This is a genomic window from Sphaerothrix gracilis Ecp01, assembly GCF_030405905.1.
GTDB lineage: Bacteria > Cyanobacteriota > Cyanobacteriia > Phormidesmidales > Phormidesmidaceae > Sphaerothrix > Sphaerothrix gracilis.
Genome location: NZ_JASATW010000023.1, coordinates 63,983 through 86,395, shown reverse-complemented (window position 1 = coordinate 86,395; position 22,413 = coordinate 63,983). Strand labels below are relative to the sequence as shown.

Here is a 22,413-nt window from a genome sequence, read left to right as displayed (position 1 = left end):
ATTAAATTGCGAAACTGCACTATAAAACTGCACTATAAGTAGTCAATTTTCTGATTCTACTCCGTAAGACGGATGCAGATTTTCCCAGAAGATGATTTTTCCTTATGAAAGGCAATCACAAGCGCATTGGTAACATAGCCATTATTCCCTCCCGATTTCAAGATTATAAAAAAATGGCAAAGAAGTGTTTTTGCTCAACCTGAAAGACTGCGAATGCCTACAGGAAAAGATTCTGATGGCACAGGTTATGTTCCCGCTCTAACTGGATTTACTGTTGCTTTAGTTAAAGACTCAGTGAAGATTAAACAGTAGTTCGGATGGGCTTCAAATATGCCGTTAGCTTACATATAGGCTAAGGGTAGTTTTAGCTAACTTCATGTGGATTCCGTATTTTCTATGAGTTCTGTTGGTGTTGTCGTCATTGGCCGAAACGAGGGAGACCGACTGATCCGCTGCCTCAAGTCGCTTTCTACGCAGCTATCTGAGCGGCTTCCTACCGTGTATGTAGATTCTGGCTCAACCGATGGCAGTGTAGCAGCAGCCAAATCACTGGGGGCACACGTCATTGAGCTAGATATGTCTCAACCCTTCACGATGGCGAGGGGGCGTAATGCCGGCTTTGACTACTTAGTCAGCAACTTTCCATCCCTGAGCTACGTCCAGTTCATTGACGGGGATTGTGAGCTGCTGCCAGGGTGGTTAGAGCAGGCCGTAGAGGCACTGTCTCATCGGCATGAAGTGGCTATTGTCTGTGGTCGGCGACGGGAACGGTTTCCTCAAGCTTCTCCTTATAATCAGCTAGCAGATATGGAGTGGAATACGCCTGTGGGAGAAGCGGATTTCTGTGGTGGAGATGCTCTGATGCGAACCGCAGCTATTCAAACAGTTGGTGGCTACAATCCCACTCTGATTTGCGGCGAGGAGCCAGAGATGTGTATTCGCCTGCGGCAGCAAGAATGGAAAATTTTGCGCATCGATGCTGATATGACTTTACACGACGCGGCCATGCTGAAGTTTAGCCAGTGGTGGCGGCGGTCTGTGCGAGGGGGATGGGCGATCGCAGAAGGTAAGAGCATGTACGGAAATTCTCCCGAACAGTATATGATTCGTCAAGCTAGAAGCGGCTGGCTTTGGGGCGCACTTATTCCCTTGTTGTCGTTGGGCCTGGCCTGGCCAACTTCAGGTGTCAGCCTACTGCTAGGGCTAGCGTACCCGCTGCTAGCATGGCGCATTTATCAGTATCGCCGGGGCTATGGGGATTTGCCTGCCCAAGCAAGACTCTATAGCTTCTATTGCGTACTCTCTAAATTTCCGCAGGTCTTAGGACAGATGAAATATATCCTAAACAAGTGGCGAGGCAAGCAGGCGACTCTGATTGAGTATAAGGCTGCCGCTAGTTGAAAGGTTGTCTAAGCAAAATTTGGGAAGCCTAAAGCGTAAATCTATAGTGATTAAGTTATCTAAAAGTTGTTCTGGAGTTATTCAATAATGGCAGCAACCTTAAGAGCTGCAGTCATCGGGACTGGTTTAATTTCCAAAGAGCACCTTTCCTTTCTCAAGACCTCCGAACTCTCTGAGCTAGTAGGGGTTTGCGATTTATCTCCGGCGGCGGCCGATTACGCAGCCGAGCAGTTTCAAGCGGCGGCGGCTTTCACGGACTATCGGGAAATGCTGGCGACGGCAAAACCAGATGTGGTCCACATCTTGACACCGCCTCAGCTTCATAAAAGCATGGCCAGTGATTGCCTCAAAGCTGGCGCTCACGTTATTTGCGAGAAACCCATCACGCTGGGCTATGACGACTTCAAGGATTTGTGGGAACTGGCCCAGCAGTGCGATCGCTACCTGATTGAAGACCAGAACTATCGCTTCAACCAGCCCATTCTAGAAATTCAGCGCCTGATTGCGGCAGGAGAACTGGGCGATGTCCAAGAAATAGAAGTGCGATTAGCCTTAGATATCCGGGGTGGCGGGCGCTATGCTGACGAGAATTTGCCTAGCCCAGTTCACAAACTACCTGCTGGTGTAATTCACGACTTCATTACTCACCTCTGCTATTTAGTCTTTGCCTTTGCTCCGGAAGCTAGCTTTGACCGCATTAGCGCTGCCTGGAGTAATCATGGCGGGGGGGATCTGTTTAAATATGACGATCTTGACGCGCTCCTGATTAGTGACACTCTCCACAGCCGTATTCGCTTTAGCTGCCGTACCCAACCAGACTGCTTTTATCTCTGTGTCCGGGGTTCCAACGGCTATGCTGAAACCGATTTGTTTCAGCCTTACCTACGCTGCGTCAAACCTCGCAGTGCTGGTAAACAATTAACGCCTTTGGTCAATCATTTTCTGACAGGACGCGAGTTTATCAGCGCTAGCGTTCGCAACTTTAGGCGCAAAGTTATGCAGAAAACGCCATACGAAGGGCTACATCGGCTTTTAGATCAAACCTATCGGGCCATTTGTGATGGTAACGCGCCTCCCATCGGCTTTGATCATATGGCTCGTCCCAGTCGTTTAGTTGAAGCATTGCTAGTAGACAATAATCAGTTATGAAGCTTTTAATTACTGGTGCCTCCGGTTTTTTAGGTCGAGCTGTTGTCACTGCAGCGCTGCAGCAGGGTCATCAGGTGGCAGCGATGATTCGACCTAAAACAGATGAAACCCGGCTGAGCTGGCACAACCATGCAGCCGTTGAGCTAGTTCGCTTAGACCTGCGCCAGCGGCGTGGTCTGACTGAGGCGGTAGCCGGATGCGATGTGGTCATTCATCTGGCCGCGGTTAAAGGCGGCGATTTCTACGAACAGTTTGCTGGCACCGTGATGGCGACGGAAAATCTGCTCAGTGCGATGTCAGAGGTAAACGTCAAGCGGCTGGTTGCGATCAGCACGTTCTCCGTCTATGACTATCTGGAACTGCCCCAAGGAGCCTTACTGGACGAAAATGCGCCGATTGAGGATGAGCCGGATGATCGCGATGGCTATGCTCAAACCAAGCTGATCCAGGAAAAGCTAGTCCGAGAGTTTCAAAAGCATAACTCTGGGCAGGTCACAATTATCAGACCAGGGATGGTCTACGGACCCGATAATCTCTGGAATCCCTGCCTGGGAGCAGAGTTCGGTAGTCGCTTTCTACGGATTGGCTCGTCAGGACGGATGCCGCTAACCTATGTAGAAAACTGTGCTGAAGCGATTGTGATGGCGGCGGTGAAAAATGAAGCCATAGGGCAAACCATCAATATCGTAGACGATAATCTACCGACCAAAAGAGGCTTTGCTCAAGCCTTGCTACAGAAAGATCCAAGTCCGCCCAAGGTAGTGCCTGTTAACTGGGGCTTTATGCGGTTATTGGCCGGAACGGCGTGGTTTGTGAACCAAAAGTTCCTGCAGGGGCAGGCGAGGCTCCCCGGACTGCTCGTACCTGCTAAGCTACACGGGCGCTTTAGACCTCACCGCTATAGTAATCAAAGGGCCAAGCAGCTATTGGGATGGTCTCCTAGGTATGCCCTAGATGAGGCGATCGCTCGCAGTCTGCAAAATAGCTAAACGCTTAGCCCGTGAAGGCGGCGAATCAATCTCACTGACAAACTTTTAACTTTTTATGCGCATTGCCTATCTGACAGGTGAATATCCGCGAGCAACTGATACCTTTATTCAGCGTGAAGTCGCTGCGCTCAGAGCATTGGGTTTAGAGATTCAAACCTTCTCTATTCGCAGACCTGACGAAGCTCATTTGGTCGGCCAAGAGCAGCGAGAGGAACGCGATCGCACGCTTTACCTGTTGCCTGCAAACTTGTTAGAGCTTTTATTAGCTCACATTGCGCTGCTGCTAGGTTCGCCCCTACGCTATTTCAAAGCTCTATCTCTCGCCCTCAAAACCTGCCAGCCTGGAATTAAGGGAGCCATCTATCAGCTTTTTTACTTTGCTGAAGCGGGCATCTTAGCAGCGCGGATCAACCGCCTTTCGATCCAGCATCTGCACAATCACCTGGCAAACTCGAGCTGCACGGTGGCGATGCTAGCGGCTCAGCTAGGGGGATTTACCTTTAGCTTCACGCTGCATGGCCCCCACATTTTTTTCGAGCCTTATCGCTGGAGGCTCGATCAGAAAATCAAACAGGCTCTGTTTGTTAACTGCATTAGCCATTTTTGCCGCAGCCAAGCCATGCTGTTTGCTCCAGTAGAAACCTGGGACAAGATGCATATTATTCACTGCGGTGTTGATTTGAGTCTGTTTGAACCTACCGCTAGCTCGACTGACAAGGTTGAACTGCTTTATGTGGGTCGCTTGGCGGCGATGAAAGGCTTTCCTATTTTGCTGAAGAGCCTGGTAGAACTCAAGAATACGTATGCCAACCTACATCTGACGGTTGTTGGAGATGGTGAAGATCGAGCCAGTCTGGAAGACCAGGTAAAACAGTTAGGACTGCAAAAGATAGTCGAGTTTGTAGGCTATCAATCCCAGTCGTCGGTACGTGAGTACTTGAAACAAACCGATATTTTTGTCTTACCTAGCTTTGCCGAGGGGGTTCCCGTCGTGCTGATGGAAGCAATGGCTACTCAGATCCCTGTCATTGCCACCCGGATTGCAGGCATTAGTGAGCTTGTGGACGATGGCTATAGTGGTTACTTGGTTCCCCCTGGCAATACGGCTTCCCTGCGGGAAAAAATCGAGGTTTTGCTTCAGGACGCAGACAGGCGGCAGGAAATGGGAAGGCGCGGACGCCAAAAGATAGAAGCTGAGTTCAGCATTAGCAGCGAAGCCAAAAAATTTAAGCAGGTGATGGACTCACGCTTACGTAAAACGATACAGACGCCTATTCAAGCTTTTGGGACTCTCAGTTCGTAGTGAGAAGTTGGGCTTTTAATCTGAAACTCTGAGGCGCTAGGTTATTTCATGAAGGATTTTCTGACTAAAGTTTTATACATCTTGGGCGATCGCAAAAAAAGCCTCTTAACTTTGATTCTCGTGTTCATAGCGACATCAATGCTAGAAGCTTTTGGCATTGGTTTGATTGGCCCTTTTCTATCTATTGCTTCTAATCCAGAGATAGTTCGAGAAACAGATACGCTATCACAGATTTTTGAGCTTAGTCAATTTGGCTCTGAACGTAATTTTGTTGCCTTCGTTGGTTTCATAATTATAATCCTGTTTTTTGTCAAAGCAATTGCCTATTTTGCTGGCAAGTTTTATACGTTTCAGTATAGTTTTGACCAGAAAAAAATATTGGTTTCAAGATTGCTTAAAACCTATCTCAAAGTTCCCTATACTTTTCACCTCAACAAAAATACGGCTACTATTATTAAAACAACGGTTTTAGAAACTAATCAATTCTGCAACTTATGCTTATTACCGCTGTTAGAAATTGTTTCTAATTTAATTGTCGTAACATCTTTAATTGTAGTTTTATTTATTACAGATTCGATTCTGCTCACGCTAATTCTGGCTGTACTGTTTCCTGTTGTTTTGCTGTTTTTTATTTTAAGCAAGAGTTTTCGGAAATGGGGCCAAGAAATGTCTGAGGCTCAGCAAGGAATGATTCGTACCTTGAATCATTCCCTTGGAGGCTTAAAAGAAACGCGCGTCATTGGATGCGAACAGTACTTTGAAGAAGAGATTGATCAATATTCTGCGTCTTATGCCAAAGCTGCAACGTTCTCAAACTCGCTTCAGCTTCTTCCCCGGACAGTAGTTGAAGCTGTATTGATTACATTTCTCATTGCTTTAACTTGCATTGTTTTACTTTCTTTTGAAAGGAACTTTGAGAATTTCATAGCTAGCATGGGCGTTTTTGCTGTTGCTGCTATGCGACTAATTCCATCAATTAGCTTGGTGATGCAATCCTTTGCCAAGCTAAGAAAATCAGGCTATGCGATTGACATGCTTTATTTTGATTTAAAGGAAATAGAGCAGTCCGGATATAAGAAGTTAGACGCTAAGTCAAAAGGCGGCCATGAAGCGGCAGATAAATTATCTATTGCATCCTTTAAAAAAGAAAGCATTCTTCCTTTTGAAAATAATCTGAAAATAGAGAATATCACTTATTTTTATCCAAACTCAGACGAGGCTGCTGTAACTGACTTATCACTTAAAATTAACAAAGGGGAATCGATTGCTTTTGTCGGCAAATCTGGTGCTGGCAAAACAACTGTTGTAGACGTTATTTTAGGACTTCTTACTCCTCAGTCTGGCGATATTTTAGTAGACGGCACTTCTATTTATCAAAATATTCGTGCTTGGCAGAATTTATTGGGATATATTCCTCAATCTATCTTTTTACTTGACGACACTATCGAGCATAATATTGCCTTTGGTGTGCCCTACCATCAGATTGATCAGAATAGGTTGTGGAAAGCTATTCAGATGGCTCAATTAGAAGAACTAGTTAAAGAGCTGCCTGATGGAATTGCGACTAGTGTGGGTGAGCGGGGTGTTCGATTATCTGGTGGACAGCGACAGCGTATTGGAATTGCTCGCGCACTTTATCACGAAAGAGAGATACTTGTTTTAGATGAAGCAACTTCGGCACTAGATAACGAAACCGAAAAACTAATTAGTGATTCTATCAATCGACTGAGCGGCAACAAAACCTTAATCATCATTGCCCATCGCTTATCTACTGTGGAGAAGTGCAATTCGGTTTATCTGATGGAAAAAGGTAAAATCATTAAAGCTGGAACTTTTGAGGCGGTTGTTGGTCGTAGTTAAGTATTAAGCCTGTGAAAAGAGTAGCTGCCTTTTTATTCTAGATAGAAAACAAGTATAATGAAGTCTTATTTAAAGAAATTTGCTCGGCTTTTTATAGGTAAAAAAAGAGCGTTAAAAGATTTAGATAATGTAGAACATGAAACGGTAAATCTTTTCGGCTCGGAGACTGTAGAGACTCCTGAAACCCTGGATATGCATGCTTTTACCTACCCAGGAGAGGTTTTGTTAAAAGGTAAAGCCTACGAAACTCCTGAACTATCTATTTCTTTAATAGAGAATGTATTGTATTTTCCAAAAGAGAATGTTTTAGTTACTCCGTCGAGAGAGATAATAGCAGAGTCTTTAATCATTGGTGAAGATTCAAGCCTGCTGAGATTGAAAAAGCTTTTAAGCAAATCTGTTGAAACAATCCCTGGCTATTCTTGTGTTTTTCACTCTAATCGGTCAGGCTATTATCATACATTAATTGTTGAGCCACCTCGATTATTCTTACTAAATGAATCTAAATATAAAGATTTAGATGAAATAAAGCTTTTATGCCCTAAAGCTATTCAGCCTTTTGAAAAAATTAGTATAGCTAACTTAGCACCCAAAAACTCAAAACCACTTGTTGTAGATGAGAACCAAGTTTACCATTTAGAAAAGGCTTTGTTGCCCTCCTTTGCTACTAAAAGGAGTTGTGGCTATTTACCTAGACCGTATGTAGACGAGCTAAAAGCTAAGCTTTTACCGCAGCGCCCTAGTCTTAGAAATAGACGCAGTCTTATTTCAAGGGCAAAATGTTCTTCTACTTTGTCTAAGGGTCGAGGACGACATATTCTGAACGAAGATTCATTAATGGATTCACTATCCAAATATGGATTTAAAAAATACTTGCTAGAAGATTTGTCTTTTGAAGAACAAATCAGCTTATTTTACGATTCCGAAATTATAGTTGGTTCTCATGGTGCAGGATTAGCTAATTTAGTTTTTGCCGATCGGGCATCGGTTTTAGAACTCCATCCACGAAATATTATTACACCAACCTTTTATTACTTGTGCAAGTCCTTAAACCATAACTACAAATATTGGTCTGCCGAAATTGAAGCACCTCATAATAGAGTTGACTTTGAAGTAGACGTTGAAAAAATATTAGAAATGCTTTCTGACTGGCTATAGTTGTAGTTGAAGATTTTGCGACGTTAGGCAACTGCAACTATATGGTTTGACAGTTTAGCAGATCAGTCCCACCAGTCTTGCATTAGGCTATCTTGTAAAACTTTACTAACGGTCTGTGCATACTCAGGATTTAGCTTTTGCTTCCATGCATTAGCGACGTCTTTAGAAGTGCCTGGAATTCTTCCCCAAACTGAATCTTGTACGCTATCAGAAATAGTTTTTTCTATTTGCTCATTCCAAGGAAGCGAACAGTGCTCGTACAGCTCTTTTGCATATTGAACTGGATTTTCCGCAAAATCTTCATATACGACAAGTCTGTAGTTTGGATACATGTTTGCAGCTAAATAGATAGATTCATTGATATACCGCCACATCCAAAGCTCTGCTTGAATTAGACTTAAAGAATCAATATTGCCAATCTTTTGAGAGAACGATTCATCGAAATCTGAAATATTCTTGAGTTTTTTCTTGTAGTCGTTTAAAACATGCTCTGCATCAGAACTACTTAGGAATCGATTCATCCATGAGTTTAGTCGTCCTCCGGGATGGCGAACAATATGCAAAACAGAAGCATGGGTGCGGTTCTCTAGGATCCACTGAATAATAAAGGCATCAAAATTCACTTTGAGAACTGTATAGGCGTCTTCTAAGTCACTTTGACTTGCGATCCATGTAGGGATTTTCCATTCGATGCCTCGTAGGCTTGGCATGAAAATACCAAGCGTTTTGCGTAACTTTGGTCGTGAGAGTAAATAAGGTAGTTTTAGGTGTTGGGCTAGTGGGCGGATGTAGAACTTTGGATGCTTGAAATGGTGATCACGCACACTCATTCGCAATGCGAGCAAGTGAACAATATTGTCCCACTTGCTCGCAATCTCTGAATCTGCTTTACCTGTTTCCCAAACTCTAGTTAGGTGGCTCAATGGGGATGCAGGGTTGACGTACGGTTCACTACGACAGTGAGTCAAAGGGCTAGCATCTAAGGTGTCCATTAGCCAGTTGGTTCCCGATCGACCTCTTCCGGTAATAATAATTTGCTTAGCCTGAGTCGAATTTTGCATAGGTAAGTTAATATTGAAAGTCTTTTAGAAATAGATGAAGAGAAACATGTTTGATACACAGCTTTTATGAAAAATATATAAGCTGTGTTTACTTTGTGTGAGTGTTGATTGATTCTATGAGAATTTTATGGAATTTACTCTTGAATTAAAGCACTATAAGTTCGCTCTTTGAGCCAAAGATTATTTACGAAGAGAAGTTCATATACTGTTATTTGTTCCTGATTCATTATATCTTAATGTCAGTTCTTATTTTGTGAGAGCTTGAGCTTCTAATAATACATTTTTGATAAATTCCACAATAATAAGTGTATGTTTTCTAAAAACTTAAAGCCAACTTAAATGTTTTCCGCTTTTGTAATATGTCTAAGTCTGTTTTGGTTACAGGTGGTGCAGGATACATCGGCTCTCATGCGGTGAAAGCTTTGCAGGTGGCAGGCTACGATGTTCTCGTTTTAGACAATTTGGTCTATGGTCATCGAGAAATTGTGGAAGAGGTGTTGCAGGCTCAGCTAATTGAAGGCGATATCAGCGATCGCGCTTTGTTGGATCGCCTGTTTGAGTCACATCATATTGATGCGGTGATGCACTTTGCGGCTTACATGTTTGTGGGCGAATCGGTAACCAATCCGGCCAAATACTACCGCAACAATGTCGCAGGTACTCTGACCTTATTAGAAGCAATGGTGGCAGCGGGAGTCAAAAAACTAGTTTTTTCCTCGACCTGTGCAACCTACGGGCCGCCCCAGCAGATTCCTCTAACAGAAGATCATCCTCAGTCGCCTATCAGTCCCTACGGCATGACTAAGCTGATGGTTGAAAAAATACTGGCAGACTTCGATACGGCCTATGGTTTGAAGTCAGTTTGTTTTCGCTACTTCAACGCGGCTGGGGCCGATCCCGCTGGTAAACAGGGAGAAGATCACAATCCTGAGACGCATTTGATTCCGCTGGTGCTGCTGACGGCATTGGGCAAGCGCGACTCTATCTCAATTTTTGGGACAGACTATCCTACGCCTGATGGCACCTGTGTACGCGATTATATCCACGTCAGCGATCTGGCTCAGGCTCATGTGCTGGGCGTCAAGTACCTGCTAGAGCAAGGCCAGAGTGATGCCTTCAACTTAGGCAATGGCAATGGCTTTTCAGTAAAACAGGTGATTGAAGCCGCTAAGCAGGTAACGGAGCGAGACTTTAAGGTAGAACTACGCGATCGCCGCCCTGGAGATCCGGCTGTTTTGGTGGGCAGCAGCGACAAGGCGCGAACTAAGCTGGGCTGGCAGCCGCAGTATGCTGCGCTTGAAGACATGATCGCTCATGCCTGGCAGTGGCACCAGCAGCGTCACCGCTAGCTATTCGTTCATATTGCGGTAAGTGGCTACAGCAGAAGGCGAAATCCGGTTGAGGTAGCGGAAAATCCAGTACTTGAAGACCGTATCTAGGATGACGGGAAACGTGGCGATAAAGAGAAAGATAAAATCGCGGTTGGCAGGCAGGCCCAAGTGACGCGATAGGCTCTCCAGCAGAATCTCCCAGCCGTGAGGCGAGTGGAAACCGACGAACATGTCGGTGAAGAGAATAATGATGAAGGCTTTGGCGCTGTCGCTAAGACCGTAAACGATTTCGTCAATAAACGACTTCAGCATGGCCACTTCGCGTTTGCTGTTAATGAGCAAAATCACAAAGGCCGCCGCCGCTAGGATATCGGCAAAAACATTTTTGATCGCCTCGGCGCTGCGGCGACGATAAACTTCTTCAATTTCGAGCGCCTTTTCCTGCACCGTTTTTTCAATTTCCAGCTCTGGCAGGCGGGGTGCTTTACCAATGATGACTTCAAAGCGCAGGCGTTCCTCAAATCGAGCCAGCTCATGCAGAGCCTCTTCTTCCATTTCCATGTTCAAAAAGGCGTCTGCGTCGGCTTCTGACCGCAGCCAGCTAACAGCGGGACCCACCACAAAATTTTTGCTGGCCTGCTGGGTCAACAGCGGCACGATTACCAGGAGGAGAATAAACTTGAGAGCAACGGTTGTTTTAACTTTAGAAGTGCGAAAGTTTCTGACAACTTCAACTTCAGCCTTGGGATCGAGATCCTGCTTGATCCGGTCAACCGTACGCAGAATGGATCGCGGCAGGAAGCTGGCCCGATCTGAGAGCGCATCCCGCGTCGGCGGATCAATCTCATCTTTTTCAAACTTGGCGGTTTGAGCGATCGCCTCTGTAGACTGTGCTTTTCGGGCCGAGGACATCTGCTGCTCAGCTAAGGCTAGATCCTCACGGGACTGCTGGCCGTTTCGTCCATTATTTTGCGATGTATTGAGAGCGACTAGGGCCGACTCAGTCTCCGGTTTTGGCTGATAGCGGGCTAGGGTGTCATCTACAAACTGCAGTTTCCTGAAAAAGATGGCAGGTTTGTCAATCAGTTCGCTGTAGCCGTTGTCGACCGAAGTCTGTACCTGCACATCCATAACGCCCGGATCAAAGGTCCGTAAGACAAAGCTGCTGCTGCGGAATTCCGCCATTCGCATCTCAATCAGCTTGAGATATTTTTTTAGCTCTGCTTGAAAGTAGCTGCGAGCGCTTTGACTGTAGGCCCCGCTGCTAGCTGAGATGGGATTGCCATCGAAATACTGATCTTCCAGCGTTTTAATCATTAGCGCAGCTTCGTACGCCTGATCTAGCGCTCGTTCTGGAGTCTTAGTAAACCATTGTCGCGCCCTACGAAAAACTGCCTTCATCGGTGTCAGGGATACTTTTCTTAACGGAGCCTGTGCTTGGAGTGTAAGACAAGTTTAGTCGTTGTCGTCTTATGCTGGTATGAAACTTGTCCAACTCGTGAGTGCCTGTGATAGAACCAAATAACTCAGAGATTTAATTGGGGGTATTGTTCCCTTGATCCCTCTGCAATTTGCTGTGATTTATGGATGGAGTGATTAGGACATTATGGCGGGGCAAATCTTAGGCGATCGCTATGAACTAGAGAAGCAGCTCGGTAAAAAATCCGGACGCTGGACGTTTGCAGCGCGAGATCTGCAAGATCAGGTGCCTGTAATTCTAAAACTGCTCTTTATTGATGACGATCTGCAGCCTACTGACCTGAAACTCTTCAAGCGAGAAATCGAAGCCCTTCAGCAAATTGATCATCCAGGAACACCTCGACACCTAGATTATTTTGAAATTACGCTGCCCAGAGATGGCAAAGCTCTGGCGTTAGTGCACAGCTATGTCAGAGGCATTTCCTTGGCCAAAAACCTGCAGCAGGGTCGCAGGCTTAAGGAAGCGGAAGCTCAGTATGTGGCTGAGAAAGTACTAGAAGTTCTAGTCTACTTGCATCAGCACAGCCCCCCCATCGTACACCGGGATATTCGCCCCAGTAATATCCTACTAGAGAAAGATGCGGCTGGTGGCTGGCCGCAGGTCTATTTGATAGATTTTGGCTCGGTCAAGTCTTTGACGCCGGGGAGTACGGCGTTTACTAAAGTTGGCTTAGACGGCTATGTGCCGCCGGAGCAGAGTGGCGGGCGAGCGATGACCGTTTCTGATCTCTACAGTCTAGGAGCCACTTTGATTGCGGCGATGACGGAGCAGCATCCGACAGATCTCCAGGTCGGGATGAAAATTGAATTTACGTCCATCGTCACTCTCAGTTCTGACTTCGCCAACTGGCTAGAGCGTATGGTAGCTCCCACCCTGAATCAGCGCTGGTCGTCAGCGGCTGAAGCCTTAGCGGCTTTACAGTCTATTCGCGCTGATCAGTGCTAGGCAGCAGCGGACATCGCGGCGGCGGTCAGCTCAAAGTTAGCCGTTACCGTCTGCACATCGTCTAGATCTTCTAAGGCATCCATCATCTTCAGCAGCGATCGCGCCTGATCGGGGTCATCTACCGTCAGGGTATTGCCTGGAATCCAGCGTAGTTCCACATCAGAGACAGCATAACTTTGCCGCAGCCTTTGGCTCAGTTTTTCCAAAGATCCGGGGGCACAAAAAACTTCAGCCCCTGCCGTTTCATCAATTTCGGTTAGCTCGTAGGTTTCGGCTCCGCCCTCCAGAGAAGCCTCTAGCAAAGCTTCTTCGTCTAGCGGCCCGCATAAAGCCACGACGCCTTTTTGCTCAAACATCCAGCCTACGCAGCCCGTTTCCCCCAGGTTGCCGCCATTTTTGCTAAATGCAGCCCGCAAGTCGGCAGCAGTGCGATTGCGGTTATCGGTGAGTGCTTCAATTAAAACCGCTACGCCTCCTGGCCCGTAGCCTTCGTAGCGCATGGCTTCTAGACTGTCGCTGTCTCCTTCAAGCTGACCGGATCCTTTAGCGATCGCCCGGTCGATATTGTCACTGGGCACGCCAGCCGCCTTGGCCTTATCAATCGCTGTTCGGAGCTGAAAGTTGCCTTCGGGATCAGCGCCACCCGTGCGAGCAGCGACAATGATCTCCCGTGAGAGCTTGGCAAAGACCTTGCCCTTCACCGCATCGACGCGGGCTTTTTGGCGCTTGATATTCGCCCACTTACTATGACCTGCCATATCCGTTGCTGTTTCAAAGCTGAGCCAGTGCCAATTTTAGCAATTCTGAAGGGGATCGCTTTTGTTCAGTCGGGGCTGTCTCGCTAGCGAGTCATAACAGCCGACCTAACCGCTTAGCCAAAGCGAGCCGCTTTTAGGGCTGCCCCAATTAGCCCCACCTCAGGGTTCAGCACGACGTGCACGGGTACTTTTTCTAGCAGGTTGCTCACCCGGCCTTTATGCCCAAAAGCACTGATAAAACTGCCCGTGCGCATCAGGGCAATATTCTTGGCGGCAATGCCACCGGCAATATATAGACCGCCATAGGGCAAGAGCTTGAGGGCCAAATTTCCGGCTTCGGCCCCGTAGGCTGACACAAAGATTTCCATTGCTTTTTGAGCGAGAGGATCGCCCTGTTCAGCCGCTGCCTTAGCAATGACTGCGGCCGGATCTACCGACTTAGACCGCTTGCCTGCCTCCCGTTCCCAGGTGGTAATAGCGGCGGCTACCGCAGCCGACTCGCTAGCAAACTGGCGATCGCGCAGAAACTGATAGATCGCCGCAATTCCCTGCCCTGACACGACGCGCTCAGCCGATACCCGACTAATACTGTGCTTATCGAGCAGATACTTTTGAAGCTGAAATTCTAGCTCTGAGCGAGGGGCAAAATCGGCATGTCCGCCTTCGGAGGGATATACCCGATAGTGTTCTCCCTGATAGATCAAAAAACCCTGGCCCAAACCTGTTCCGGCCCCAATCACTGCGACCGGCGCGTGGGTTTTGAGTTCGCCATCTTGCAGCGTTTCTAGGTCTTCGTCTTCCAGCCCCAAAATGCCGTAGCCGACGGCCTCAAAGTCGTTGATTAGCTCTACCTGTTTGAGATTGAGTTCACTCTGGAGGCGATCGCCCTCTAAAAACCAGGCCAGATTGGTGAGATTGGAGGTATTTTCCACTACGGGGCCAGCAATAGCAAAGCAGGCGGCGGCTGGCGCGGGCTGCGCTCCATACGTTGTTTCCGCTTCTTGCAGAAACTGCTGCACCATGGGGACTAAATCGGGAAAGTCAGCACTGGCATAGCGATTTTCATAAAGCGCGGCAACGGACTGTTTAGAGGCTTTGGGATTAGCGGCCCAGTCTGGGTTTGTTTCAACTAAACGCAGAATGGTTTTGGTACCACCGATGTCCCCGGCTAGAAGCTGTGTCATAAATTTGCTTTAATGCGCCAATTTAGCTCCAATCTGGGGCGATCGCGCATCCAAGAGAAATTAACGTTTCTGCAGATCACTTACATACTATAAAAGCGCTGCTGGGCAAATATCTGAAAACGGGCTGAGATTTTCAGACTGACTGCGCCGCTGCTAGTCCCCGATTGAGCTTGCCGCTGCGATAGCCTTCTAAATCTAAGGTCACATAGGCAAAGCCTAGCGCTTGAAAAGCAGCTACTAAGCTGGGCAAATCGGTGGTAGCCACAAAAGACTGAATTTCCTCTGGTGGTAGTTCTATGCGAGCGGTGTCGCCGTCTGAGCGCACGCGCAGGTTTCGCAGACCTAAATCGCGCAGGTGCCGCTCGGCTCGGCCTACCCGCTGCAGCTTCTCTATTGTGATAGCTTCTCCATAGGGGAAACGGGAGCTAAGACAGGGCTGGGCTGGTTTGTCCCACCAGGGGAGGTTGAGCTGTTTGGCAATTTGTCGGACTTCTAGCTTGCTAATACCTGATTCGGCCAGGGGCGATCGCACACCGCGTTCCTGGGCCGCTTGAATGCCAGGGCGATAGTCGTGCAGGTCATCGGCATTGACGCCATCTACGACGTAGGGATAACCCCGCTGCAGAGCGAGCGGTTTCAACGTGTCGTGCAGCTCGCTCTTGCAGAAATAGCAGCGGTTGACAGGGTTGGCCGCGTAGTTGGGATTGTCCATTTCGTAGGTTTGCACAATCTCATGGCGAATGCCGATTTCAGCCGCCTGCAGCCGCGCATCTTCCAAATCTTCGGGCATCAGAGAGGGCGAAGCGGCAGTCACGGCGAGGGCGCGATCGCCCAAAATATCGTAAGCCACCTTTGCCACTAGGGTACTGTCAATACCGCCAGAGTAGGCAATCAGAGCCTGATCCATTGCCTTGAAAATTGACTGCAGGTGTTCTAATTTGTCAGCCACCATAGCTTAATTTCAGCCCGAACGGACGCCTTGTATCTTCTGCCTCTAGCCTAGCAGCGAAATTCGCTGTCCGGTTTGAGCGGAGCGGCGAGCTGCGTCGGCTACCCGCAGGGCATATAGGCTAGCCGCCGGAGAAACGTAAAGTGGTGTGCCTGTCGTTAAGTGATCAAGCACGCTCCGAGTATCTTTGGCGAACAGGCCGCGCCGCGTACCGACCTCAATCGGCTGGGTGCCGTCCGGGGTCAGCAGCGTGCCGTTCTCCCCTTCAAACAGCAACCCTGCCTGCTCGGCGTGAACCTCCATGCGGCGGGCAGCGGCCCACAGCTTTTCGCCTTTACCATAGGTCACTTCAGCCACAAAACCACTGGCAAAGCTGAGCTGAGCCGTACAGAGACAAGATATAAAATAGCCGTCTGTAGCGCGATCGCTGACAAACTGGCAGTTCACCTCAGCCACCTGACCAAATAAGTCCGTCAGTCGATGTATGCGAGAGAGGGCCGCCATCAGCGGAAAGCCAAAGAGGTCGCTGTGATATGTCCACCGCCGAGGGGCCGGATGCTGCGGGTTGATCGTGCTGTAGCGCGCATAGTAGGGCTGTCCGACCTGCGGCAGATACTCGCGCATCGCCCCATGCAGTCCTCCCAGCAGCTCAATATGCTCGACATGCAACAGTCGCTGCCGCTGCTGGGCCAGATCTATTAGGGCTGTCGCTAGATCTACGTCTAAAGCTAGGGGATACTCTACGACAACGTGCTTGTCGGCAGCTAAAGCCGCCTGCACCATCGGGCCGTGATCGCGGTTGACACCGCAGATGAATACCAGGTCTAGATCGGGCCGCTCTATTAGCTGCTGCCAGTTCTGGGCAGCTTCAGTCCCATGCGTTTGAGCAAACTCAGCCGTGTGTTCAGGGGTGTGGCCCGCAACGGCGACTAGCTGCGATCGCTCATCTGCCTGTAGCGTTTCAGCTCTCAGCTTGGCGGCGTAGCCTGTACCAATCAGCCCAGCAGCCACCGGCAAAGATAAATTGGGATAGGAGGTCACTGACACAGGGTTTTACTTCAAAAGGGACATTAATAGTCACAATACAAGAATTAAAAGCGGCATTGAAAAACTCAAGCCTTTGCAAAAAAAGGCATTCTCTCAACCATTTCTAATACAAACTAGAGTTCGGAAAAAACATAAATAATTCTTATGATACAAAGAATTTTTAGTAACTCAGTTTGAATTGATCAAAAGTCAATTAAAGCCGCCGTTATCGTTGCAAAATCCTATTCTGCCGGTTTTACGGCATTTTCTATAGGGAAGCGATAAAGTCACTCATAAGTAAATTAAGCCTAAAATGCTGAGTTTGATTATGAATCCCTTTCATCTAAATTTGGCTCTAATTGAGACAGAATTCGGGTTTTCCCGTAGTATCAGAGATGGAGTTAGTCGATAGGAATTTATTACTAATCGCTCTTTAGTAGGATTTTCCGTGAGACTAATTACTGCTATGTTTTGACTGACTAAGTGAGAGGATAACAGCATGGCATCTTATAAAGTAACCCTGAAGAACGACGCTGAAGGACTCAATACTACTATTGAAGTCCCTGATGATGAGTACATTCTTGATGCTGCCGAAGAGCAGGGGATTGACCTACCTTACTCCTGCCGCGCTGGCGCTTGCTCTACCTGCGCCGGCAAGATGGTTGAAGGAACAGTCGATCAGTCTGACCAGTCTTTCTTGGATGACGATCAAATTGAGGCTGGCTACGTTCTAACCTGCGTGGCTTACCCCACTTCTGACTGCACCATCATGACTCACCAAGAGGAAGAGCTGTACTAAGCTTCTAACTTTTGAGCGAGTTGAGAGGGGAGTTGCTGCGGCAACTCCTTTTTTGTGGCTTTGACAGGTTAGTAGAGGCAAGCCCGAGGCTGCTGACGTCAGGGGTGTTGATGGGGACTAACCCTCTTGGCTACCGGCGAGACGATCACAAAAATCTTAGGCTACAGATAATAGAATATGGGCTATAAAGATCTTAGGTGAATATCGCTCCACCCTATTCGCCGTATAAGAGCCTCAGACTGCTCAAACCCTTTGTTTTGCCAGGCTTTATTCTGGCAGGAAGTCCCTATGAGCGTGACAAATACTCAATCTGGCACAAACCTGCATGAAGTCGCTGATGGTATTTACCGCATAAATACCCCAGTACCAGGCTTTTCGTTTAATCAGTACCTCATTGTTGATGAAGCGCCGCTGCTGTTTCACACTGGCCCCCGCAAAATGTTTCAGCTCGTCTATGAGGCCGTTGCCAAAGTAATTCCTGTGGAGAGACTTAGATACGTCGCATTTTCTCACGTAGAGGCAGACGAGTGCGGCTCACTTAATCAGTGGCTAGCTGCTACTCCCCACGCTGTTCCAGTCTGCGGCAGGGTTGCAGCAATGGTATCAATTGAAGATCTTGCCGATAAGGCTCCCCAGGTTTTGGCCGACGGGGAGGTTCTTGCTACGGGAAAACACGCGGTTCGGTGGTTTGATATGCCGCATCTGCCTCATGCTTGGGAGTGCGGCTATCTGATGGAAGAGACGACGAAGACATTGTTTTGCGGAGATCTTTTCACCCAGGGGGGCGCAGACTTACCCCCTCTCACTGAATCCGATATTCTAGGGCCGAGTGAGACATTCCGGCGACAGATGGACTACTATTCGCATACGAAAAACGGGCCGGAGATGTTGGAGCGACTGGCCTCAACTGAGCCGAGAGTCTTAGCCTGTATGCATGGGAGTGCTTGGCAAGGTGAGGGCGCTAAGCTGCTACGAGCACTGGCTGCAGGACTTGCTGCCTGAGGGGCTGCTATCTCCTACCTGAGGCTGGGACAGTTTTCAGCGGCGCTACAAAGAAGGGGAGGCGGCGGACTATGATGGCTTTGAAGCCTAGGACCAAGTCCAACTATGAAGCTTGCCGCGATCGATATTGGCACCAACTCCATTCACATGATTATTGTGGAGGCGATCGCCCAACGTCACTTTGAGGTGATCGATCGCGAAAAAGAGATGGTCAAGCTGGGGGCTGGGGTATTTGCTACCAATCGACTGAGCGATCGCGCCTTTGCCGCTGGCTTAGAAACCATTAGCCGCTATGTCCATCTGGCTGAGCAAACAGGGGTTGATGAAATAATCACCGCCGCTACCAGCGCCATCCGCGAGGCGCAAAATGGCGAAGCCTTTATGGACGCGGTAGTGCAGCAGACAGGGCTGGCTCCCCGCATCATCTCTGGAAAAGAGGAAGCCCGCCTAATTTTTCTAGCCGTCCGCAACTCCATTGCTCTGGAAAATGACACCGCGCTGGTTTTTGATATTGGTGGTGGGAGCACCGAAGCTGTTTTAGGCAATCAGCAAGAAGTACTGTTTGGTGACAGTCTTCAGCTGGGGGTGCAGCGGCTGCTGGATATGTTTGAGGACAAAGGCCCGGTGGGCAGCGAAAGCCGGGGAGTGCTGGAAGCCCATATCCGCTTTGTTGCGCAGCAAACCCTCGACCAGATTCAGGAGATCGGCTTTGAGCGGGTGGTCGGTACATCCGGTACGATTCGTACCCTGGGTGAGGCCGCTCATTTGAAAGCTAAGGGTGAGTCCTTGCGATCGGTCAATGCTGAGGTCGTGCGGCTCAAGGATATTGAAGATCTCACCGCAGATTTGCTGGAGAGAGCGATGAAAGATCGCACCAAGGTCAAAGGCATCAACGACAAACGGGCAGATGCGATTCATCTGGGCGGCGTGCTGCTGGCGCAGTTACTGAAGATGGCAGGCGTTAAAGAAATTACCCTTTGTGATGCTTCCCTGCGAGAAGGGATGATCTTAGACTATTTGGAACGACACTCTCATGAAGTCGCCACGTTTCCGATTCAGAGCGATCTGCGATACCGCAAAGTTGCTCAACTGGCGCAGAAATATCAGTCTGACTGGCAGCAAAACAGTCATATTTCCCATCTGGCCCTGCAGATATTTGATCAAACGCAGGAACTACATGAATACGGCGAATTTGAACGCGATTTGCTGAAATATGCGGCCCTTCTGCACGATATTGGCCAGTTTATTTCGTTTCGGAAACATCACAAAAATTCGCGCTATATCATCAACCGCACCGATCCGCGCGGCTTTACAGACGAGGAGGTTTTGCTGATTGGGCACCTCACTCGCTATCACTGCAAAGCAGCCCCTAGCAAAAAACACAAAAAGTTCAAACGGTTATCCAAAGCCCATCGCCAGGTGGTCAAAACGCTCTCAGGCATTCTCAGGATAGCGGTCAGTCTCGACAAAACTAGAAACCAGCGAGTCTCAACGACGACCTGCCACATTTCAGCTGATACTCTCGCAATTAGGGTGGCGGGAGCCGACAATCTCGAGCTAGAAGTCTGGGCCGCGCAGCGAGACTGTGAGGTATTAGCCGAGGCGATCGCTCGCGATATTGAAATTCAGCCTGTGTCCTCTGCCTCGAAAGACTTATCATCAGCCCACGTCTGAGAATTCTCTGCTTCAAGCTGACAATCCCTGTTCTCAAAGATGACAGCTACTTTTGAGCAGCTTTGGGCGATCGCTCAACTCAGCCTTACCAACGGCACTCCACCTCAGGAAAAGCTTACAATTTGTGAATTTAGACTGTAAGCTTAATCAATGAAAGGCTATTGCGACAGCGATTGAATATGATTTTGCCAGGTTCTCCCGTCAAAGTTGTGAATCTCGACGACACTTACTACGGCTTTGAAGGCCAGGTACAGCGAATCAGCGATGGTAAAGTCGCCGTCCTGTTTGAAGGCGGTAACTGGGACAAGCTTGTAACCTTTCGTCTGTCTGACCTAGAACTGGTAGACAAACGCGGTAAAAAGTAGTGGTTTCCTCTTGAGGCGGCAAAATTAGTATGCGTCTTCCCCTGCCGCAATTTTCGACCCAGGCTCGCCATGCTGATCACATTGCTGAGGTGATCGAAACGGCAACGACCGAGTTCTTATCTCAGTGCCTAGAGCCTGAAGACCTGAGCTTTCCGGCGATGCCTCCTTTCGGGAGCTGGGTCAAGTCGGTGGATGAAGAATCCGGCAATCAAATTTATGCTGTAGTCTATTACGCCACCACTAGCCCGATCGATTCAGTCCACCGAGCTAGAGCTTTAGGCTTGTCCTTGGCGGAACTGCGAGAGCAGCAGCCTCAGATCTTTGCCATGCTCAAAACCGAATTTCGCTCGGCCATTATCGGTTTTCAGCCTGGAACGGGCGATCGCCCCAGCAATCTGATTTATCAGCACCTCCCGCCGCGACCGCCCCAGATTCATCAGGCTGTCTATCGCTGTCCTGCTGACGAAATTGTCCAGTTCAGCCAGCAGCTCGATTTTTTCAGAACCCTGCTGGAAGTCCCTGGCGCGCCCGTAGACAGCCTGATGGCAGCGACTATTCGCCAAATCTATCAGCTCCGCAAAGCCGATCGCGACTGGCTGGTACAGGCGGGCCGCACTCTGAGCATCGTTTTGAAGGACGATTACGATCGCCTGCGGGTTATTCTTAATCAGATTCATCCTTGAACTTTAGCCAGCTTCTATTGATGAGGGTCGGGTGATGAAAACCTATGACTGGATTGTGGTGGGCAACGGGCTAGCTGGAGCTGCCCTGAGCTACGAGCTAGCGCGGTGTGGGGCAAGCGTGCTGGTAATCGATCGCGCTTTGGAACCGGCTAGCGCCACCCGGTTTAGCTACGGGGGCATTCCCTACTGGTCCGGTACGACTGATCTCACCCGGCAGCTTTGCCAAGAAGGGATGGAGCGTCAGCGCCAGTTTTCGCAAGAGCTAGAGGCCGATACTCAGTTTAGAGAACTGGATTTGGTGCTGACCATTGATGCGGCGGCAGATCCAACAGCAATCGCCCGCGACTATGAAAAGTTCGACATCGCGCCCCAGCTCATCAGCCCTGCCGAAGCCCAGTCTCTAGAGCCGCAGCTCAACCCAGAGGCGATCGCTGGCGCTTTAACCGTTCGCCACGGCCATGTAGAGCCTATGGCGCTAGTGGCAGCCTATAACCAAGCGTTTCAGCGGCTTGGCGGCGATCGCTTCATTGCAGAAGTCACCGGGCTGGTCAAGATTGGCGATCGCGTTACCGGCATTACCACCCCCCAGCAGGCCTACGCGGCAGCCAATGTAGTGGTGGCCGCAGGCGGACTGAGCCGCCAGATCCTGCAGCGTTCTGGCATTGTGGTTCCCGTCTATTTCACTCAGGCAGAGCTGATTGAAACCCCTGCCGTAGACTTTTCAATTCGCAGCCTGATTATGCCTGCAGGACTGCAGCGCTTTGAGTTGGAAAGTCAGGCCAGCCAGCCGGAAACTGAAAGGCTGTGGCAAGAACCGGGTCATAAAATTGCCGAGCCTATTTTGGATGCTGGCGTGGTTCAGTTTCTTGACGGTCGTTTACGTATCGGTCAGATTAGCCGCTTGCTCACCAGCCCACAGCCCCCGGTTGATGCTGCTCGCAGCGAAGCGCGGATTCGCGCGGCTGTCAGCCATCTGTTACCCGTGTTAAAAGACGTGCCAGGGCAGTGGTATTCGTGCTTAGTCTCTTTTAGCCGAGATGGCATACCGCTGGTAGGGGGGGTTCCAGGCGTTACGGGCCTACAGGTTTTTACTGGGTTTGGCAGCCCCTTCGCGATTTTGCCGCCTACGGCAGCTCGATTTGTCCGTTGGCTGACGGGCGAAGCAGATGCCCTGATTGAGCAGATGCAGCCTAGCCGCTTTGACCGGGGATTGCAGGTCACGTCTTAGGCCATAAGATCAGCTATTGCAAAATTAGGCGTGGCTGAATCAAGGGATGAATCTGATGTTGGCCGGTC

General features: G+C 48.9%; 20 protein-coding genes. 14 read left to right on the top strand and 6 right to left on the bottom strand.

All coding sequences use genetic code 11. From position 1 onward, the window contains the following. Positions 1-396: 396 nt before the first annotated feature. The 6 genes from QJQ48_RS21520 (at position 397) to QJQ48_RS21495 (ending at position 7,860) form a co-directional block, all read left to right on the top strand. Entirely contained in the window at positions 397-1,401 is a 1,005-nt protein-coding gene (locus QJQ48_RS21520) for a glycosyltransferase family 2 protein (protein WP_346293306.1), read from the top strand. 87 nt (positions 1,402-1,488) lie between these two features. Further along, positions 1,489-2,550, top strand: a complete 1,062-nt coding sequence (locus QJQ48_RS21515) for a Gfo/Idh/MocA family protein (protein WP_346293305.1) — start codon at positions 1,489-1,491, stop codon at positions 2,548-2,550. Further along, on the top strand, positions 2,547-3,539 hold the full coding sequence (locus QJQ48_RS21510) for an NAD-dependent epimerase/dehydratase family protein (RefSeq protein WP_346293304.1): 993 nt from the start codon (positions 2,547-2,549) through the stop codon (positions 3,537-3,539). Before QJQ48_RS21515 ends, QJQ48_RS21510 begins: the two co-directional genes overlap by 4 nt. A 55-nt stretch (positions 3,540-3,594) precedes the next feature. Continuing rightward, the gene (locus tag QJQ48_RS21505) at positions 3,595-4,842 is read left to right on the top strand and encodes a glycosyltransferase (RefSeq protein ID WP_346293303.1); all 1,248 of its coding nucleotides are present in this window, start codon (positions 3,595-3,597) and stop codon (positions 4,840-4,842) included. Positions 4,843-4,890: 48 nt separating this feature from the next. Continuing rightward, positions 4,891-6,702 (top strand): ABC transporter ATP-binding protein, encoded by a 1,812-nt coding sequence (locus tag QJQ48_RS21500; protein WP_346293302.1) that lies wholly within the window; start codon positions 4,891-4,893, stop codon positions 6,700-6,702. Positions 6,703-6,759: 57 nt separating this feature from the next. Then, a complete protein-coding gene (locus QJQ48_RS21495; RefSeq protein ID WP_346293301.1) occupies positions 6,760-7,860 on the top strand; it encodes a glycosyltransferase family 61 protein in 1,101 nt (366 codons plus the stop codon). Between the two features lie 62 nt (positions 7,861-7,922). Here the strand turns inward: QJQ48_RS21495 and QJQ48_RS21490 are convergent, their stop codons facing one another. Beyond that, the gene (locus QJQ48_RS21490) at positions 7,923-8,921 is read right to left on the bottom strand and encodes a sulfotransferase (protein WP_346293300.1); all 999 of its coding nucleotides are present in this window, start codon (positions 8,919-8,921) and stop codon (positions 7,923-7,925) included. Between the two features lie 359 nt (positions 8,922-9,280). On the opposite strand from QJQ48_RS21490, the gene galE reads away from it, so the two are divergent. After that, entirely contained in the window at positions 9,281-10,270 is a 990-nt protein-coding gene (gene galE, locus QJQ48_RS21485; RefSeq protein ID WP_346293299.1) for a UDP-glucose 4-epimerase GalE, read from the top strand. Here the strand turns inward: galE and QJQ48_RS21480 are convergent, their stop codons facing one another. After that, the gene (locus QJQ48_RS21480; protein WP_346293298.1) at positions 10,271-11,653 is read right to left on the bottom strand and encodes a proton extrusion protein PcxA; all 1,383 of its coding nucleotides are present in this window, start codon (positions 11,651-11,653) and stop codon (positions 10,271-10,273) included. Positions 11,654-11,858: 205 nt separating this feature from the next. On the opposite strand from QJQ48_RS21480, the gene QJQ48_RS21475 reads away from it, so the two are divergent. After that, positions 11,859-12,677, top strand: coding sequence for a serine/threonine protein kinase (locus tag QJQ48_RS21475; RefSeq protein ID WP_346293297.1), 819 nt, complete (start codon positions 11,859-11,861; stop codon positions 12,675-12,677). On the opposite strand, the gene QJQ48_RS21470 is transcribed toward QJQ48_RS21475, so the two are convergent. From QJQ48_RS21470 to QJQ48_RS21455, 4 genes are all read right to left on the bottom strand, one after another. After that, positions 12,674-13,435, bottom strand: coding sequence for a YebC/PmpR family DNA-binding transcriptional regulator (locus QJQ48_RS21470; protein ID WP_346293296.1), 762 nt, complete (start codon positions 13,433-13,435; stop codon positions 12,674-12,676). The genes QJQ48_RS21475 and QJQ48_RS21470 overlap by 4 nt on opposite strands. Before the next feature lie 113 nt (positions 13,436-13,548). After that, positions 13,549-14,619, bottom strand: a complete 1,071-nt coding sequence (locus tag QJQ48_RS21465) for a glucokinase (RefSeq protein WP_346293295.1) — start codon at positions 14,617-14,619, stop codon at positions 13,549-13,551. A 133-nt stretch (positions 14,620-14,752) separates the two neighbouring features. After that, a complete protein-coding gene (gene larE, locus QJQ48_RS21460) occupies positions 14,753-15,571 on the bottom strand; it encodes an ATP-dependent sacrificial sulfur transferase LarE (RefSeq protein ID WP_346293294.1) in 819 nt (272 codons plus the stop codon). A gap of 42 nt (positions 15,572-15,613) precedes the next feature. After that, a complete protein-coding gene (locus tag QJQ48_RS21455) occupies positions 15,614-16,615 on the bottom strand; it encodes a Gfo/Idh/MocA family protein (protein WP_346293293.1) in 1,002 nt (333 codons plus the stop codon). Positions 16,616-17,093: 478 nt separating this feature from the next. Here QJQ48_RS21455 and QJQ48_RS21450 point away from each other — a divergent pair, with 478 nt between their 5' ends. From QJQ48_RS21450 to QJQ48_RS21425, 6 genes are all read left to right on the top strand, one after another. After that, entirely contained in the window at positions 17,094-17,393 is a 300-nt protein-coding gene (locus tag QJQ48_RS21450; protein WP_346293292.1) for a ferredoxin, read from the top strand. 288 nt (positions 17,394-17,681) lie between these two features. Next, entirely contained in the window at positions 17,682-18,395 is a 714-nt protein-coding gene (locus QJQ48_RS21445) for an oxygen-binding di-iron domain-containing protein (RefSeq protein WP_346293291.1), read from the top strand. A gap of 105 nt (positions 18,396-18,500) precedes the next feature. Beyond that, complete coding sequence (locus QJQ48_RS21440) at positions 18,501-20,069, top strand: Ppx/GppA phosphatase family protein (RefSeq protein ID WP_346293290.1); 1,569 nt, start codon at positions 18,501-18,503, stop codon at positions 20,067-20,069. 179 nt (positions 20,070-20,248) lie between these two features. Then, positions 20,249-20,434, top strand: a complete 186-nt coding sequence (locus tag QJQ48_RS21435) for an NAD(P)H dehydrogenase subunit NdhS (RefSeq protein ID WP_346293289.1) — start codon at positions 20,249-20,251, stop codon at positions 20,432-20,434. A 29-nt stretch (positions 20,435-20,463) separates the two neighbouring features. Then, the gene (locus QJQ48_RS21430; protein WP_346293288.1) at positions 20,464-21,117 is read left to right on the top strand and encodes an HAS-barrel domain-containing protein; all 654 of its coding nucleotides are present in this window, start codon (positions 20,464-20,466) and stop codon (positions 21,115-21,117) included. A gap of 34 nt (positions 21,118-21,151) precedes the next feature. Continuing rightward, positions 21,152-22,345, top strand: coding sequence for an NAD(P)/FAD-dependent oxidoreductase (locus tag QJQ48_RS21425; protein WP_346293287.1), 1,194 nt, complete (start codon positions 21,152-21,154; stop codon positions 22,343-22,345). Positions 22,346-22,413 lie beyond the last annotated feature (68 nt).